Raw genomic sequence first — 17,657 nt, 5'->3', positions numbered from 1 at the left:
TGAAGCATTTTTTAACTTCATATATAAGCCCATATCAAAAAATTACACAAAACATAAAAGCGATTAAGAAATATTACCTTTTTCTTAATCGCTTTTAAAATTACATTTGAAAAAGAACTACCTTTTTCAGTGGCCTCTTTTTCAAGCAGTCTCTCTTTTTTAATTTATTCAATTTCTTAAAAACCAAATTCAACGCCTAAGGTTAATGCATCAAAACTACCGCCTTCTACACTTATACTTCTATAAGCTAATACAATATCTATCAGCTCAGAAACACCATATTGAGCTTTTGGTGCATAATAAAAGCCGCCATCATTATCATCATTAATACCAACTGCATAGCCTATATCTGCTCCAAGCTTAAACTTATCTGAAAGGTTAAATCTTCCAGCAGCAGCTATAGGTAAAAATTGTTGATCATCGTAATCAATAGATGTTGTAACTATATTAATAGAATCTCCAAAATAATGTGAATAACCAGTAGCTACACCAATACCAACACTATCTGAAAGACCCCAAAGATAATTTGCATCTAAAGTAATATTAAATGTTGTAAAATCTCCCGCATCTCCAATAGGTAAACCAAGGCTGGCTCCTGCATTAAAACCTCCTTGAGCATTAACATTTGTAAGTCCGAATACTGCAATAGCAGCACATAGTAATAATTTTTTCATAAATAGATTTGTTTGTTTTTATTAATAGGCACAAATAAAAATTATTCATTTACAAGTACAAAACAAAAACTGACAAAAAGTATATTTTAACAAATAAATATGCTTTTAATCGGGCTTTTAAAGACCAGATTATATACAAAAAACACAAAGAAAAAACTCACAATTTAAACAAAACATATTCATGTTATTGATTTTCAATTACATAAATTCACAATAACCTAAAAAGGGGGCTGTCTGCCAAAAATCCAAAGATTTGCTTTATTTTTACATAACATGAAATGGCAAAATGCACTTAAAGATTATCAATTATATTTAAAGATAGAACGTGGTTTATCCGAAAATTCTATTGACAATTATTCGAGAGATGTTAAAAAACTTATTTCTTATTTAGAGAATCACAACATCAGTGCCTCTCCAGACACAATTACTACAGAAATAATTCAAGGATTTATATACGATGTTGCTAAAAGCGTAAACGCCCGTTCACAATCACGTTTAATTTCTGGTTTGCGTAGTTTTTTTAGTTATTTAGTATTTGAAGATTATAGAAGTTCAAATCCTTTAGAACTCATTGAATCACCAAAAATTGGCAGAAAGTTACCAGATACACTAAGCGAAGAAGAAATTGACACCATTATAAACGCCATAGATTTAAGTAAACCAGAAGGCGAACGTAATCGCGCTATGTTAGAAACGCTTTATGGTTGTGGATTGCGAGTTAGCGAGCTCACTAACCTTAAAATTTCTGATCTGTTTTTTGATGAAGGCTTTATAAAGGTTACAGGAAAAGGTGATAAACAACGGTTTGTACCTATTATTGATATTACTCAAAAATATATTAACATTTATAGAAAAGAAATTCGAAATCATTTAAACATTCAAGCCGGTTTCGAGGACACTCTTTTTTTAAATAGACGAGGAAAACAATTAACCAGAGCTATGGTTTTCACTATCATTAAGCAATTAGCAGAAAAAATCGGACTCAAGAAAAACATCTCTCCACATACTTTTAGACACTCGTTCGCTACTCACTTACTACAAAATGAAGCCGATTTGAGGTCTATACAACTAATGCTTGGTCACGAAAGCATTACTACAACCGAAATTTATGTACACTTAGATAAGAGTCATTTAACCAAAGTTGTAGAAAAATACCATCCCAGGAAATAGTTGACAATTAAATCCAACTGGCATCTTCAACACATATAATGGATAATAAAAGTTAGACACGAATTACACGAATTTTCACCAATTGACCTTTATACAGATTGATTTCAATACTATATAGGCTTCTTGATTCGTTTATTTAGCTCATACTACGTGACCTAAATAACATATAGATTCGTGTAATTCGTGTCTTTTTTTAATTCAATTCAGAAGATTCCTGCCTTCGCAGGAATTCATTACTTAGCAATATTAACAGCTCTCGTTTCTCTAATTACTGTTACTTTAACTTGACCCGGATATGTCATATCGGTTTGTACTTTTTGAGATATGCTAAATGATAAATCTGCTGCTTTTTGATCATCCACTTTTTCGCTTTCAACTATCACCCTTAGTTCTCTACCTGCTTGAATAGCATAAGCTTTCTTAACACCTGTAAAACCAAAAGCAATATCTTCCAAGTCCTTTAAACGCTGTATATAGCTATCAAGAACTTGACGACGAGCTCCTGGACGTGCTCCAGAAATTGCATCACAAACTTGTACAATTGGAGCTAGTAACGATTTCATTTCAACTTCATCGTGATGCGCACCAATAGCATTGCATACATCTGCTTTTTCGTCATATTTTTCAGCCCATTGCATTCCAAGAATAGCGTGAGGTGTTTCCATATCTGCTTCTGCATCTGGCACTTTACCTATATCATGTAATAAACCAGCTCGTTTAGCAAGTTTTGGGTTAAGTCCTAATTCCGCAGCCATAACACCACAAAGTTTTGCTACTTCGCGTGAGTGTTGTAGAAGGTTTTGTCCGTATGAAGAACGATACTTCATACGCCCCACCATTTTAATAAGTTCTGGGTTTAAGTTATGTATTCCAAGATCAATTACAGTACGTTTTCCAACTTCAATAATCTCTTGTTCAATTTGCTTTTTTGTTTTCCTTACAATTTCTTCAATACGTGCCGGATGAATTCTACCGTCTGTTACTAATTTATGTAATGATAAACGTGCAATTTCTCTTCTTACAGAATCAAAACAAGATAATATAATAGCTTCTGGTGTATCGTCTACTATTATTTCAACGCCTGTTGCTGCCTCAATGGCACGAATATTTCTACCTTCTCTACCAATAATACGCCCTTTAACATCATCCGATTCAATATTAAATACAGACACACAGTTATCTACAGCTTCTTCTGTCCCGATACGTTGTATTGTATTTATAATAACTTTTTTGGCATCTTGCTCTGCTGTTAGCTTAGCTTCTTCTAAAGCACTTTGAATGTATGCCATTGCATCATTTTTAGCCTCTCCTTTTAAAGATTCTACTAATTGCTCCTTGGCTTCTTCTGCAGAAAGACTGGAAATCACCTCTAATTGCTGTACTTGGTTTTTATGGAGTTTATCTATTGCCTCTTGCTTCTTATCAAGAACATCCAGCCTATGATTGTAATCTTTTATTTTATTTTCTATACTTTCATTAAGCTTTTTGTTTTTTGAAAGTTCATTTGATATTTGTGATTCTTTATCGCGTGTACGCTTTTCGGCTTCAGCCATTTTCTTATCTCTCGACAAGATTACTTTTTCATGTTCTGACTTTAGTTCTATAAATTTTTCTTTAGCTTGAAGAATTTTATCTTTTTTAAGTCTTTCTCCTTCTCCTTTCGCTTCTTTAAAAATTAAATCGGCATTCTTTTTCGCTTCCTTTACCAGTTTAGAGGCATTATTCTTTTCAACTCTTTTTGCTATAATAAAGCCTATTATAAGCCCTAAAACAGCACCTACTACTGCGTATATAATTGAGTTATCCATCGTAATTAATTAGTTAGTATATATAAAAAAGCCTACACCAGTATAAAGTTTTGTATAAACTCCTTAAAAACAAGTTTAGGGCTAACAAACTGATCAAGGGTCTGCTCAAGTATTGAAATAAATCAATACTAGCAGCATGCTTTTACAGCTTAAACTCACCCTTTTTAAAGAATTAACGTTGAGTTTATCAAAAAAAATAACCAATGTAGGCAGTAACTTTTATTTTATTTTAAAGAACGTTAAGAGATTAAATGCGAATGTAATAAGTCATTAAGCTCTATTAGCTTTTCCGCTACATGTTCATTTACATTCTCTTTATCAATAGACTTCTGCTCTACTTGAGATGCAAATTGCAATGCGCACATGGCTAAAACATCTTGTTTATCTCGAACAGAATAACTTTGCTCAAACTGTTTAATCATAACCTCAATATTCTTAGCAGCTCTACGCAATCCTTCTTCTTGATTTGCTTCAATAGTTAAAGGATATACTCTATTAGCTATAGAGAGCTTTATTTTAAGCTTTTCTGACATTGAATTATGTTACATTAATCTGAGAGTTGTGTAATACAATGATCTATCTCTCTTATTAGTGCATTTATTTTAAGCTTCGTTTCTCTTTTATTATCGTCACTACCAAGTATTGTATTTGCTACTTTTAAAGCTTCGTACTTTTCTTCCAAACTCACATTAAGTGATTTTTGGTTTTGAATTTCTTGTTTCGAAACTTCTAATTCTTCTTTTAATTTAGAATTAGCATTTTTTAAAAGCTCTAATTTGTGTAATACTTTGCTAATCTTGTTTTCTAAAGAATCTACAATATCTTCAATATTACTCATTTACAAATTTCAATACTTATCTCACAAAGTTAACATACCTGTTTATAAATTACAATTGTTTTTTCATAAAATTTCAAATCTTTCATTATCACCCATTTTCAACAAATAGTTTGATTATGGTCTGATTATTGTTTTATTCTTTGCATATCCATTTCAAATTAATATTTTAGCCGTAATACTTTTCTATGCGATTTACACTATTTCTTTTTATTGCATTTTCATTTTTTTTAAATGCTCAAAACAATTATCCTCAGGATTATTTTAATAGCCCGCTAGAGGTTCCTTTAATATTGTCCGGTACATTTGCCGAATTGCGTTCTAATCATTTTCATTCTGGTTTAGATATAAAAACACAACAGCGCACTGGTTTAAAAATAAAAGCTTCGGCCAGCGGGTTTGTAAGCCGAATAAAAGTATCTCATTACGGTTACGGAAAAGCATTGTATATAACGCACCCAAATGGCTACACTACGGTTTATGCACATTTACAGAAATTTGCTCCGGATATTGAAGCTTATATTAAAAAGCATCAATACGAAAAAGAATCGTTTGAAATCGAGTTATTTCCCAATGCAGAAACCTTACCAGTTATAAAAAACAGTATTGTAGGTTATAGTGGAAATACAGGAGGCTCTGGAGGGCCACATTTACATTTCGAAATTCGCGATAAAGAGGAACGCCCTATAAACCCAATGCTTTTTGGCATGGATGTAAAAGATTCTACAAATCCCATCATAAAATCGATTTATGCGTACCCTTTAGATGAAAAATCTTTTGTAAACAAAGCTAGTACCAAACAAAAGTTACAATTAATTCCACTAAAAAATGGTGATTATACTATTAAAAATATAGAAGCCTACGGAAACATTGGTTTTGGTATTGAAACTATAGATAGACAGGATTTAGCAGCAAATTCTAATGGTGTTTACAACATTCGGACCTTTTTTAATGGCAGGCAAAATTTCGAATTAGATTTTAGAACGTTCTCGTTTAGCGAAACCAAGCACATCAACCAACTTATCGATTACGAGCATTTCACTACGAAAAAACAACGCATTCAGAAATTATTCAAAAAAAACAATCCGTTAAGTATCTATAAATCTGTAACAAATAATGGCTATTTATCTATACAGGATAGCACATATTCGGTATATAAAGTTAGAGTTACCGATTATAAAAATAATGAGTCATGGGTAACCATACATATAAAAGGCACAAAAGACTGTATCTCCGAGCCACAAAAAAAAGTTATAACACCTTATCATATAGAAGCTAATAAAGCAATCCATTTAAAGAAAGGAAACGTTTCTGTTGATTTATATAAGAATACGTTTTATGATGATTTTTACATTGATTTTGAAGTAAAAAACGATACACTTTTTTTGCATAAAAATGTTGTAGCTGCTAAGAAAAAATTCAATATTACATATGATGTAAGTGCATATACAGATAAAGATATCTCTAAATTATACATCGCGCGTTTATCAAATTACAACAAATTTCCAATTTATACATCTACTAAAAGAAAAGGAAAGCTTTTAATAGCGAGTACAAAAACGTTAGGGACATTTACTTTAGCTACAGATAGTATAAAACCTATAATTACGGCCAAAAATTTTAAAGACGGGCAGTGGTTAAGTAAATATCGTTACTTAAAAATTAAAATTGATGACAAGCTTTCCGGAATTTCCAAATATAGAGCTACAGTAAACGGTAAATGGATTTTAATGGAATACGATTATAAAACAAAAACACTTACTCACGATTTTAATGATGGCATCATTACGGATACTAAAAATAATTTAAAGGTAATAGTTACAGATAATCTTGGAAATAATTCTACTTTTGAAACGTTATTTTATCGAAAATAAATTTTGTACGCTTTTGAAAACAAAACTATTATTAACTTCTTTTATATTTTTTTTCATAATTACTGTTAGTTATTCGCAAACAGCAACAATTAAAGGTGTTATATTAGATGAAAATAACCAGCCTGTTGAAAAAGTAAATATCAAAACAGGAAACCGTGGAACTGTAACTAATACAAATGGCTTTTATATTTTTGAAATTGAAGCTAATCGAGATGTTGTAGTTGAATTTACGCATCTTTCACACAAAAAAATTGTTAGTACCTTTCATTTAAAAAGCGGAGAGGAATACGAGTTCAACCCAGTAATGAGTACTTCTATTGAACAAATTGCTACCGTTGTTGTAACAAATAACAGACGCAAAGACGTTGAAGGTATTATTACTTTAAAACCCGAAACCATTAGAAAAATCCCTGGTGCCAATGCCGGAGTAGAAAATTTATTGTTAACACTTCCAGGAGTAAGCAACAACAATGAATTAAGCACACAATACTCGGTACGTGGTGGTAATTACGACGAAAACTTAGTTTACGTTAATGGTATTGAAGTGTATCGCCCATTTTTAATACGTTCTGGGCAGCAAGAAGGTTTAAGTTTTGTAAATACAAATTTAGTACAAAACGTCGATTTTTCTGCTGGTGGATTTCAAGCCAAATATGGAGACAAGCTATCATCTGTACTGGATATTACATACAAAACGCCATATCAATTTGAAATAAATGCTGATTTAAGTCTGCTGGGAGGAAGTCTTTCTGTTGAGACCATAAGTGAGGACTCAAAATTCACCTCAATTACAGGCATTCGCTATCGTGATAATAGTTTACTAGTAAACGCCAAAGAAACCGAAACTAACTTCAATCCTACATTTGCAGACGCTCAAGCATTTTTCACTTATAAATTCACAAATAAATTTCATTTAAGTTTTTTAGGAAATGCCTCAATAAACAAGTACAATTATGAGCCACAAACCAGACAAACCAATTTTGGTACACTAAGCGATCCTATTGCGCTATTAGTATTTTATGAAGGGCAGGAAAAAGACCAATATCAAACATATTTTGGTGCTTTTAAAGGCACTTATTATGCTAATGATAATTTAACGCTCAAACTTATAACTTCTACTTATCACACCACCGAAGAAGAGCATTTTGATATTTTGGCACAATACAGATTAGGAGAAGTAAATACAAATATTGGTGACGAAAATTTAGGAGAAGTTGAATTTAGTGAAGGTATTGGTAGTCAACTTAATCATGGCCGGAATGATTTAGACGCTCTAATAACTAACATAGAACATAAAGGTGATTTAAATATTGAGGATCATAGAATTGAATGGTCTGTAAAATATACCAATGAAGATATTCGTGATCGTTTAATTGAATGGGAAGTTATTGATTCTGCAGGATTCTCAATTAGACCGCCAAGAACCATACCTGTAAATGAACAACCTTATGTTCCTTACAACGGTCCATTAGAAGCATTCCAAAATGTAAGAACAACTAATAACACGCAAATAAACAGATTACAAGCCTATGTGCAATGGAGTAAACGTACTACGTTAGGAACAAGTGATGTCTGGTATAATGCGGGTGTTAGAGCACATAATTGGGGGGTTAAAGGAACAGGCATTACATCAACAAATCAAACCGTATTTAGTCCCAGAGCACAATTTACTATTAAACCTGATTGGGAAAAAGACATGCTTTTTAGAGTTGCTACAGGCTTGTATTACCAACCTCCTTTTTACAGAGAACTTCGTGATGCTACTGGTACTGTGCTACCAAACGTAAAAGCACAACGATCATTTCATGTCGTATTGGGAAATGATTATAGTTTTAAAATGTGGGATCGTCCTTTTAAGCTAACTACTGAGGCTTATTATAAAGATCTGACTAATGTAAATCCATATACTATAGAAAATGTACGTATCCGTTATCGGGCAAATAATAATGCCAAAGCCTATGCCTATGGATTGGATATGCGATTAAATGGTGAATTTGTTCCGGGTACCGAATCATGGTTTAGTTTTGGATATCTAAAAACCGAAGAAAATATAGATAACAGGGGCTATATAGCCAGGCCTACTGACCAACGTTTAAAAATAGCTGCTCTGTTTCAAGACTATGTGCCAAATGTACCAAGCATGAAAATATACTTGAATTTGGTTTATAATACCGGAGTGCCAGGAGGCTCTCCCAGTTACGCTGATCCTTACGAGTACCAAAACAGGTTACCAGATTACAAACGTGCCGATTTAGGTTTACAGTATGTACTTGTAGATAATAAAAAACAATTTAATAGGGGTTGGAAAAAACCTTTTAAAGAGCTGTCTTTCGGGTTTGAAATTTATAATATGTTTGATGCACAAAATTCTATAACAAATACTTGGGTAAGAGACGTCTATAGTAAACGCCAATACGCTATCCCTAATTATTTAACACCAAGAGTTTTTAATGTAAGAACTACTATGAAGTTTTAAAAAGCTATACCAATTATTCAATAAACTCTTTTAAAACATTAACGACATAATCGACTTCTTCTTTTGTATTATAAATACTAAATGAAAAACGAATAGAAGGTTTCTGTAAATCGGCATCGCTTAAAATTTCTGTTAAAACATGCGAATTTTGAGAACTACCACTTTGGCAAGCACTCCCTTTAGAACATGCTATTCCTTTTAAATCTAGTTGAAATAATAACATAGCAGCCTTTTTAGGAGGTATAGGCAAGCAAATATTAACAAGTGTATAAGTGCTTTTATTTAAATCATCGGAATTACCATTAAAAGTTACTTTAGGGATATTATTTATAATCTCATCGATAAAATATCGTTTTAAGTCTTTAATGTACTCAACCTCTTTATTTAAATGATAGTAGGCACTTTTTAGAGCAGCCTCAATTCCTATAATATTATGCACGCTTTCGGTTCCAGCTCTAAACCCGCGTTCTTGTTCACCTCCAAAAATTAATGGTAGTAAACCTGAGTTTTTTCGAACAAAAGCAAACCCTACTCCTTTAGGCCCATGAAATTTATGCGCACTCGCTGCTAAAAAATCAACCTGTATCTCTTGTAAGTCCATGTTATAATGCCCTATAGATTGTACAGCATCACTATGAAACAAAGCATTGTTTGCTTTACATAGGTTGGCTACATGTTGTATGTCTAAAATATTGCCTATTTCATTATTTATATGCATCAAACTTACTAGAGCTTTACCTTTTGCTTGCAATAACGTTTCTAAATGTAAATAATCAATATCTCCTTTAGTTCCAAGCCTAACATAACTAATCGTTATATCATATTCTTTTTTAAGCTGTTCAATAGTATGCAAAACAGCATGATGCTCTATTTTTGATGTAATTATATGTGTAATTCCTAAATCTCTAACAGCACTTCTCAGTACTAAATTATCAGCTTCAGTGCCGCCAGATGTAAACACAATTTCTCCGGCAGATACATTTAAACACTGCGCGATGGTTTTTCTTGATTGCTCTATTAATACCTTAGAAGACCTTCCAAAACTATGAGACGATGAAGGATTACCATAGTTCTCTCTCATAACTTCTGTAATAGAAGTTATAACCTCTTCTCTCATTTGAGTAGTCGCAGCATTATCAAAATACACATTCTTCATAAAAGGTAGTTTTCACCTACATTAATAAGTCTAATTAAATAAAACTTTTAAAGCTCAAAAATACTTGAAATAAAATTATTATCAATAAGCTACGTTATAAATAACAATTACTTTATTTTTGCTTTAAAACCCAAAATCAATGCGTAGTAAATTATTTTTAGTTCTAATATCGACATGTTTATTAAGTATATACTCTTGTGATGATGGTGATGTCATTACAGTAGAGTTAGATTTTGAAGAAACTTTTTATGCTTGTGGAGAAACAGATTTAGTATTTTATAAAACTAAAGATGATCCGTCTGAATCTTTATCTTTAAAAGTTGTTGGTCTTACTATCGCTGACATTCTTGAGGTTGGAGATGATAATACTTATGAAGAAACTATTACCATAAGTTCAACCAACCCTTTTAATTATAGAACTTATAGCAATACTGAATTACCAAGTAATTTGTTTTGTAATGATATTCCACTTTCAGACATCGTAATTACTCAGGATATAGAAAGCACAGATGGGACTGCTGTACTTAAAACTGTTTTAACAGAAGACGATGATGATGGTATTCCTGCCGAATTAGAAGATCGAAATAATAATGGAAATTTAGAAGATGATGATACGGATGGTGATACCATACCTAATTATCTTGATGCCGACGATGATGGTGATAACGTTTTAACAAAAGATGAAAATCCAGATCCGGATGAAGATGGTGATTTAAGCGATGCTCAAGATACGGATGGTGACGGTACTCCTGATTATTTAGATAGCGATGATGATAATGATGATGTTCCTACTCGTGACGAAGAAAATGACTCTCAAGACCAAAACCCTGCTAACGATATCACCAACAGTGAAATAGGTGCCGATTATTTAAATCCGGATATAGCTAATACAGTAACAGCGACCGAATATAGAAGTCATACTATTTCTTTAACCTATACAGTAACACTTACGATTTCTAATATAGATTTAACATTAATTTCTTTAGACATATATGATTTTGGTGTTTTGGATAGCAGCATAATACCTACTGAAAATCAAACAAGAACAGAAACACCTGATATTAATTGAAAAAAATCTCCGAAACATACATCGAGACTCGTTAATTCTAAAATACTTCTTTACTCAATTTAATCCGGTTTCGCACTCTGGTAAATATATACTTCGGTTGCTCCTAAGCCGTATTTTTGATAATTAGCTTCGTAGAATTTTATATTATCATAGCGTCCAAATAAATATTCCAATTCTACTTTTAAAATACCTTCACCAACACCGTGAATGAATACCATTTTTTGAATACGCTTAGCAATAGCAAAATCTAATTGACGCCTAGCAGTATCTAATTGTAGAGTCTGTATATCGTATTTAGACATCCCTTTTGAAGACTTAACTAATTTATTAATATGCAAATCAATCTCCATGGTTGGTTCATACCTATCTTTTGCTTTTGTTTTAATCTGCCTCCTTTTCGAAGGTTGTTCTTTTTCAGAAACTATGTCTTTAATAGTTGCCTTCGAAAACAAATCTTTTGTAAAAGCATAGCCGGTTTTATTTGCAATCAACTCATCACTCTTAAAATCCAATAAAAAACCATCTGCTGTTTCAATAGTCATAGTATTTCCTGAAATTTGTTTTATTACTCCGGACAAATCGTCATCAATAACCAATACCGAGTCTCCTAATTTGAAAGACATAATCTAATCGTTTTCAAAATTATCAACATCTTCTTCCCTATCATGTTTGCTAGGTACATTTCTAGATACTCTATAAACACCGATCATGAGTATAATAATGCCTCCTATCAAAACAAATTCATTTTGTTCCTTTTCAGATTTTGCATATACAGCAACAACAGCCCCTAAAACGATTAAAATATAGTTTAAATACTTCATTTAGTTATATGTCTTTTTATGACTTGCAAATTACATTAAAAATTAGATTTTAAATAATGATTTTCATCGTGATTTTTTCAATTATTTTCCGTTTAAATACGCTTTTCATCGATTAAAAAATGGTATTTGTAAAAAAAAATATATATTTGTTATCCCTAATATACTTAACCTACTAAAGCCATGTTTAATAAATATACCCTTTTTTTACTATTTATAGGCAACCTCGCATTCTCTCAATTATCAGTAAGAAATGATGCCTACCTTTTTGTAAACGATGAAATTGTTTTTGTTGAAGATGATATAAATCTAAACGAAGCAAATAGTAGCATTTATCTGCGTAATGAAGCTCAAATCATACAAGGTACAGGTACTACAGGAAATTCTGGTGTTGGTGAACTTAGCGTTTATCAAGAAGGAAATGTGGGTGAATATGAATATAATTATTGGTGTTCTCCTATAGGTAGTACAACCAGTAGCTCTGTAAACAATCCTTTTGGAATTACGTTTCTTAATGATATTACTGGCCTTATAACCTCAACTACCGCAGGTACGGTCCATGATCCTAATTATAATGGCACATCAAGTCCCTTAAATATTGAACCTTATTGGATTTGGAAATTTATTGCTTCTGATGAATATTCAGATTGGGTTCATATACAGAACTCAACCAGTATAAACGCTGGAGAGGGTTTTTCTATGAAAGGTACAGCAGGGTCTGGTGATGCCCAACAATATGACTTTAAAGGTAAACCTAATAATGGGACTATAAGCGTTAGCGTAGCAAACAATAACCTCACTTTAGTTGGTAACCCGTACCCGTCTGCTTTAGATGCATTAGAATATATACATGATACAGAAAATGCAGGAGTAATTACCGGTACTTTACTGTTTTGGGAGCAAGATCCTACTGTAGATTCACATAAAATAGCAGACTATAATGGCGGATATGCCACTTATACTATTAATGCAACGGGTACAGTAGAGACTGCTATACCAGCTGTATTTAACACTTATAATAATGACGGTACAATTAATACTACTGCAACCGGTACTGGTACTAAAACCCCTAAACAATATATCCCGATAGGACAAGGGTTTATGGTTGAAGGTACTGCAACAGGAACCGTTAAAGCAAAAAATAGCCATAGAGTATATATAAAAGAAACAAATGTTGAAAGTGAGTTTTTCAAAACTTCAAATACAAAAAGTAAAGTTTCTAATAGTACAAATGATTTTTCTATAATACCTAGTGATTATAAGCGTTTTAGATTAAATATTGATTTTAATGACTCCTATACAAGACAACTGATAGAAACATTTCATAGCTCTGCTACTAAAGGTTTCGATTATGGCTTGGAATCTAAAATGCACGAAATCTTTGCAATGGCCTCTGATGCATATTGGTTGGTCGATGAGAAGTTATATTTAGCTGAAGCTTTACCTTTTGATACTAATTTAAGCATCCCTTTAGCTATTAAATTAAATAGCGAATTTCAAATTAGAATTAGAATTACCGACATTCAAAACTTTGAAAGTGATCAACCTATTTATGTACATGATACAGAAAACAATACATTTACCGATTTAAGAACTCAAGATTTTAATATTAGCCTTGATGCCAATAATTACACCGATCGGTTTAAAATTGTTTTTACTGATGATGAAAATAGAAGTTTAAATACGACAGAAGTCAGCTTAAACGATTTAAAAGTATTTCAAAATAATGACATCTCAGAATTAAAAATTTTGAATCCGAATACTTTAAACATAAAAGCATTTAGTTTATTTGATGTTTCTGGTAAAGAAGTCATAAACAAAAAAGTTTACGATTCAAAAAATGCATATACGTACTCTACAAAATCACTTAGTGACGGTGTATATATTATTAAAATAAGTTTAGATAATAATCAAGAACTTAGCAAAAAGATTATAATAGCTAATAAAAACTAAGCCGCTGTGGACTGGAAGTTCATAGGTTCATTTTGACAGACCGAAAGTCTGCTTCGAGAAATACCAAACAAAAAAGAATAAACATTGTAAAACTGAATTCTTGTGAATTCGTGAAACCTGCTTACCGATAGACTGGTTCGTATCATTTTTTTTTAGAAACTGAAAGAGAAATGCACTAAAGCACATAATTTTAACTACAGTTTAGACCAGTAAACAACCTCCGTTAAAAACGGAGGCTTTGATTTTCAGATTAGCCCCATAGGGGCAATAGGTTCATTCATGATGTTCTTGATATTTCACATATCGCTTTATCATATCCTCATCTAAACCAACTGTACTAACAAAATAGCCTCTCGACCAAAAGTGATTGCCCCAATAAGGCTTTTGCCTTAAACTGGGATACGTCTTGAATAATTTGATTGCCATTTTTCCCTTAAGAATACCCATGAACTCTGATACAGATATCTTTGGGGGAATTGAACAAACCAAATGAATGTGGTCTTTTTGTACATTCATTTCTTGAATAACCACATCCTTCCAAGTACTGATTACTTGCAAATCATGTTCTATCAATGACTTTACCATACCTTCAAGAACTCGAAAGCGACACTTAGGGGTGAAAACAATGTGATAGTCACATTTGTAGTACACATGTGTTAATTTTCTATATTTACTCATCTTAAAAAAGTTTTAGATGGTAAACCTAAAAAATGGCAAAGCCTTTAAAACATGACCACCGTCTTAGACGGTGGTTTTTTAGACTGAAATAAATAATTCTTATTTACTTAACTTATTATTGAAATCATCTTGACTTTTTGTTTTTAACCGAAAATGAGGTAAAATTTGTTCAGATGAGATACTTTTTGAAAAGCATAGCATCGCTAAGCATAAAAAAAGTAACGAAATATGGGCGAATTTTAGCCGTTCCTGCCTGCCGGCAGGTTTTAGGAAATAGAAAAAGTCAAGATGGGTTCATCACCTCATATAGAGCCATTTATGCTTCTATCTTGATCATTTTTCATATATTTAAAATTATTTTACAAATTTTTAAATTTTATGGAAAACAAACCACCTAGACCCAGCAGTTATTTAGCCCTAGCCATTATAAGTACCATTTTATGTTGTTTACCTACAGGAATAGTTAGTATTATTTATGCTACAAAAGTAAATAGCATGTATGAAGATGGAAAATACGATGAAGCCAACAAAGCATCAAAAAATGCAAAAATATGGGGGTTAGTCTCTGTTGGAATTGCTCTTTTTGGGTGGGTAATCTATTTACTTATTTTCGGAGTAGCATTTTTAGGTGCGATTGGAAGTGCTCAATAAAATAAAACCTTTTGTTATTATATTAGTTGTAATAACATTTATTTTTATTTCATATTTATACTATCATTACAATCCTTCGGAATCTTGGTTTTTTCCTAAGTGCCCTTTTTATTCTTTAACTGGAATATATTGTCCGGGTTGTGGTAGTCAAAGAGCGACACATCAATTGCTTCAAGGACATTTTTTTGAAGGCCTTAAGCACAATTTTTTAATTATTCTATTAGCATTGGTTATGCTATACGATGCTTTAATTAAACTATTTGGAATAGTTTTTAAAAGAACTTATAAGAACCTTTTACATAAATCGAAAACGACTTATACTATATTAATTGTAGTCATTTTATTTTGGATATTAAGAAATATCAATTTATATCCTTTTACTATTTTAGCACCATAAAACCATTTATTATTCATGCAAACTGTAGACGATTATATGTTACCATGCCTAAACAAAAAACTTTTAGGTATAGAATGCATGGGTTGTGGTTTGCAAAGATCTATTGTTCTAATCTTTAAAGGCCAATTTGCAGATGCTTTTTATATGTACCCTGCCGTTTATAGCTTAATTATACTCTTTGTCTGCATAGGAATAAATATTTTCTTTAAATTTAAACACTCCAATAGAATTATTGGGGCATTAGCTATAATAACCATAGCAATAATTATAATAAGTTATATTATAAAAATAATCAATTAAACCACCTTACACATGGAACAACAAAAACTCAACCCAACAATCGTTTACGTACTTGCTATTTTAGGATTATTATGCTGCTGTATTGGTGGGTTAGGATTTATTTTTGCGGGCATTGCACTTATAATCGCAATCAACAAATTAAAAGAGGCAAAGCTTAATCCGGAAAACTATGATGCCAACAGTATCAAAGCTATGGATACAGCTAAAATTGTAGCTTTGGTAATATTAATAATAAACCTTCTGTATTTAATAAAGACCATATATACAATATCTACTGTAGGCTGGGATGAGCTTATGCAAAAGATTCAGGAGATTATGGAACAAATACAACAAAATCAATAATATTATATATCCAGAATATAAAAAAGCGCCTATTGGGCGCTTTTTCTTTAATATCTTCTTTTGTTATTTCATTATCAAAAATCTATTTCTCAAATTGTTTAAGCGTTTTTATAATAATGTTAACACAATCCAATAATTGTTCTTCATTCATTACTAATGGTGGCGCAAAACGTATAATATTTCCATGTGTAGGCTTTGCCAGCAATCCATGATCTCTTAATGCCAAACAAATATTCCATGCCGTTTCACTTTCTTCATCATCATTTATAAGAATGGCATTAAGCAAACCTTTTCCCCTAACTAAGTTCACTATATTACTGGTTTCAATATATTTATTTAATTCTTCTCTAAATATATTTCCTAATATTTCGGCATTTTCGGCTAAACCTTCATCTCTAACAACTTCGAGAGCAGCTATAGCTACTGCTGCCGCTATAGGGTTTCCTCCAAAAGTACTTCCATGATTACCGGGCTTAATAACGTTCATAATCGCATTATTAGCTAAGACGGCAGATACCGGATACACACCACCGCTCATGGCTTTACCTAAAATTAAAATGTCTGGTATTACATTTTCATAGTTAACGGCTAATAATTTGCCTGTTCTGGCAATGCCAGTCTGTACCTCATCTGCAATAAATAAAACATTATATTGCTCACAAAGTGATTTTGCTTTTGTTAAATACCCTTCACTAGGAACATAAACGCCAGCTTCTCCCTGTATAGGTTCTACTAAAAAGCCAGCAACATTTGGGTTATTTTGTAAAGTAGACTCTAATGCATTAAGATTATCGTATTCTATTTTAATAAACCCATTAGTAAAGGGACCAAAATTTTGACGGGCAACAGGATCATTAGAAAATGAAATAATAGTTGTAGTACGACCGTGAAAATTGTTTTCGCACACAATAATCTCAGCTTTATTTTCGTCAATGCCTTTTACTTCATAAGCCCATTTTCTACATAATTTTAAAGCAGTCTCAACTGCTTCTGCTCCCGTATTCATTGGTAATAACTTATCGAACCCAAAAAACTCGCAAGCAAATTTCTCATATTTGCCAAGCATATCATTATGAAATGCTCTTGACGTTAAGGTTAATGTTTGTGCCTGTTGCATCATAGCATTAACAATTTTTGGATGACAATGTCCTTGGTTAACCGCCGAATAAGCCGAAAGAAAATCATAATATTGCTTTCCATCTACGTCCCATACATAGACGCCTTCTCCCCTACTTAATACTACAGGTAAAGGATGGTAATTATGCGCTCCATACCTGTTTTCCAATTCAATTAATTGTTGTGATGTTTGTTGATCTAAAATTGCCATTTTAAAAAAATTAAGTATAAAAAATATGCAATTCCTACTGTACCTTTATTCTTTCGAAGACACGAAAATTCAGCGTGGGAGAGAAATCATCCCTGGATAGAAGTACAAAGTTAACAAATATCAACTGTA

At 32.1% G+C, this 17,657-nt stretch carries 18 protein-coding genes and 1 other RNA gene; 9 read left to right on the top strand and 10 right to left on the bottom strand.

Going from position 1 to position 17,657, the window contains the following annotated elements:
* Positions 1 to 176: 176 nt before the first annotated feature.
* The gene (locus Q4Q35_RS18770; RefSeq protein ID WP_303279563.1) at positions 177 to 674 is read right to left on the bottom strand and encodes an outer membrane beta-barrel protein; all 498 of its coding nucleotides are present in this window, start codon (positions 672 to 674) and stop codon (positions 177 to 179) included.
* Between the two features lie 273 nt (positions 675 to 947).
* On the opposite strand from Q4Q35_RS18770, the gene xerD reads away from it, so the two are divergent.
* Positions 948 to 1,844 carry a site-specific tyrosine recombinase XerD gene (gene xerD, locus Q4Q35_RS18765; RefSeq protein WP_303279562.1) on the top strand — a complete coding sequence of 299 codons (897 nt, stop codon included), beginning with the start codon at positions 948 to 950 and terminating at the stop codon, positions 1,842 to 1,844.
* A 233-nt stretch (positions 1,845 to 2,077) separates the two neighbouring features.
* On the opposite strand, the gene rny is transcribed toward xerD, so the two are convergent.
* From rny to Q4Q35_RS18745, 4 genes are all read right to left on the bottom strand, one after another.
* Positions 2,078 to 3,652, bottom strand: coding sequence for a ribonuclease Y (gene rny / locus Q4Q35_RS18760; protein ID WP_303279561.1), 1,575 nt, complete (start codon positions 3,650 to 3,652; stop codon positions 2,078 to 2,080).
* Positions 3,653 to 3,708: 56 nt separating this feature from the next.
* Positions 3,709 to 3,836: non-coding RNA, 6S RNA (gene ssrS / locus Q4Q35_RS18755), on the bottom strand.
* A 55-nt stretch (positions 3,837 to 3,891) separates the two neighbouring features.
* Positions 3,892 to 4,185, bottom strand: a complete 294-nt coding sequence (locus Q4Q35_RS18750; protein ID WP_303279560.1) for a cell division protein ZapA — start codon at positions 4,183 to 4,185, stop codon at positions 3,892 to 3,894.
* 14 nt (positions 4,186 to 4,199) lie between these two features.
* Positions 4,200 to 4,490: a coiled-coil domain-containing protein gene (locus Q4Q35_RS18745; RefSeq protein ID WP_303279559.1), complete on the bottom strand. Its 291-nt coding sequence runs from the start codon at positions 4,488 to 4,490 to the stop codon at positions 4,200 to 4,202.
* A gap of 185 nt (positions 4,491 to 4,675) precedes the next feature.
* On the opposite strand from Q4Q35_RS18745, the gene Q4Q35_RS18740 reads away from it, so the two are divergent.
* Both Q4Q35_RS18740 and Q4Q35_RS18735 read left to right on the top strand, forming a co-directional pair.
* Positions 4,676 to 6,361: a M23 family metallopeptidase gene (locus Q4Q35_RS18740; RefSeq protein ID WP_303279558.1), complete on the top strand. Its 1,686-nt coding sequence runs from the start codon at positions 4,676 to 4,678 to the stop codon at positions 6,359 to 6,361.
* A 13-nt stretch (positions 6,362 to 6,374) separates the two neighbouring features.
* Complete coding sequence (locus Q4Q35_RS18735; protein WP_303279557.1) at positions 6,375 to 8,837, top strand: TonB-dependent receptor; 2,463 nt, start codon at positions 6,375 to 6,377, stop codon at positions 8,835 to 8,837.
* Positions 8,838 to 8,850: 13 nt separating this feature from the next.
* Here Q4Q35_RS18735 and Q4Q35_RS18730 read toward each other — a convergent pair whose 3' ends face one another.
* Complete coding sequence (locus tag Q4Q35_RS18730; RefSeq protein ID WP_303279556.1) at positions 8,851 to 9,993, bottom strand: cysteine desulfurase family protein; 1,143 nt, start codon at positions 9,991 to 9,993, stop codon at positions 8,851 to 8,853.
* Between the two features lie 139 nt (positions 9,994 to 10,132).
* On the opposite strand from Q4Q35_RS18730, the gene Q4Q35_RS18725 reads away from it, so the two are divergent.
* Positions 10,133 to 11,062: a hypothetical protein gene (locus Q4Q35_RS18725; RefSeq protein ID WP_303279555.1), complete on the top strand. Its 930-nt coding sequence runs from the start codon at positions 10,133 to 10,135 to the stop codon at positions 11,060 to 11,062.
* A 59-nt stretch (positions 11,063 to 11,121) separates the two neighbouring features.
* Here the strand turns inward: Q4Q35_RS18725 and Q4Q35_RS18720 are convergent, their stop codons facing one another.
* Positions 11,122 to 11,685 (bottom strand): DUF8465 domain-containing protein, encoded by a 564-nt coding sequence (locus Q4Q35_RS18720; protein ID WP_303279554.1) that lies wholly within the window; start codon positions 11,683 to 11,685, stop codon positions 11,122 to 11,124.
* Positions 11,686 to 11,688: 3 nt separating this feature from the next.
* Positions 11,689 to 11,883: a hypothetical protein gene (locus tag Q4Q35_RS18715; RefSeq protein ID WP_303279553.1), complete on the bottom strand. Its 195-nt coding sequence runs from the start codon at positions 11,881 to 11,883 to the stop codon at positions 11,689 to 11,691.
* Between the two features lie 180 nt (positions 11,884 to 12,063).
* Here Q4Q35_RS18715 and Q4Q35_RS18710 point away from each other — a divergent pair, with 180 nt between their 5' ends.
* Positions 12,064 to 13,833, top strand: a complete 1,770-nt coding sequence (locus Q4Q35_RS18710; RefSeq protein WP_303279552.1) for a T9SS type A sorting domain-containing protein — start codon at positions 12,064 to 12,066, stop codon at positions 13,831 to 13,833.
* A 273-nt stretch (positions 13,834 to 14,106) separates the two neighbouring features.
* On the opposite strand, the gene tnpA is transcribed toward Q4Q35_RS18710, so the two are convergent.
* Positions 14,107 to 14,511, bottom strand: a complete 405-nt coding sequence (gene tnpA, locus Q4Q35_RS18705; RefSeq protein WP_303279551.1) for an IS200/IS605 family transposase — start codon at positions 14,509 to 14,511, stop codon at positions 14,107 to 14,109.
* Between the two features lie 378 nt (positions 14,512 to 14,889).
* Between tnpA and Q4Q35_RS18700 the strand changes: the two genes are divergently transcribed.
* Genes Q4Q35_RS18700 through Q4Q35_RS18690 form a run of 4 tightly spaced genes read left to right on the top strand, consistent with a single transcriptional unit; the run spans position 14,890 to position 16,201 of the window.
* Positions 14,890 to 15,162 (top strand): CD225/dispanin family protein, encoded by a 273-nt coding sequence (locus Q4Q35_RS18700; protein ID WP_303279550.1) that lies wholly within the window; start codon positions 14,890 to 14,892, stop codon positions 15,160 to 15,162.
* Positions 15,140 to 15,559: a DUF2752 domain-containing protein gene (locus Q4Q35_RS22435; RefSeq protein WP_367892758.1), complete on the top strand. Its 420-nt coding sequence runs from the start codon at positions 15,140 to 15,142 to the stop codon at positions 15,557 to 15,559. Before Q4Q35_RS18700 ends, Q4Q35_RS22435 begins: the two co-directional genes overlap by 23 nt.
* Positions 15,560 to 15,574: 15 nt before the next feature.
* Positions 15,575 to 15,859, top strand: a complete 285-nt coding sequence (locus Q4Q35_RS18695; protein WP_303279549.1) for a DUF2752 domain-containing protein — start codon at positions 15,575 to 15,577, stop codon at positions 15,857 to 15,859.
* Positions 15,860 to 15,871: 12 nt separating this feature from the next.
* The gene (locus Q4Q35_RS18690; protein ID WP_303279548.1) at positions 15,872 to 16,201 is read left to right on the top strand and encodes a CCC motif membrane protein; all 330 of its coding nucleotides are present in this window, start codon (positions 15,872 to 15,874) and stop codon (positions 16,199 to 16,201) included.
* An 82-nt stretch (positions 16,202 to 16,283) separates the two neighbouring features.
* Here the strand turns inward: Q4Q35_RS18690 and rocD are convergent, their stop codons facing one another.
* Entirely contained in the window at positions 16,284 to 17,528 is a 1,245-nt protein-coding gene (rocD, locus tag Q4Q35_RS18685; RefSeq protein WP_303279547.1) for an ornithine--oxo-acid transaminase, read from the bottom strand.
* Between the last annotated feature and the right edge of the window lie 129 nt (positions 17,529 to 17,657).

Source organism: Flavivirga aquimarina (genome assembly GCF_030540835.1).
Taxonomy (GTDB): Bacteria; Bacteroidota; Bacteroidia; order Flavobacteriales; family Flavobacteriaceae; genus Flavivirga; species Flavivirga aquimarina.
The sequence above is the reverse complement of the archived record's forward strand: the minus strand, read 5'-3'. Positions and strand labels throughout refer to the sequence as shown.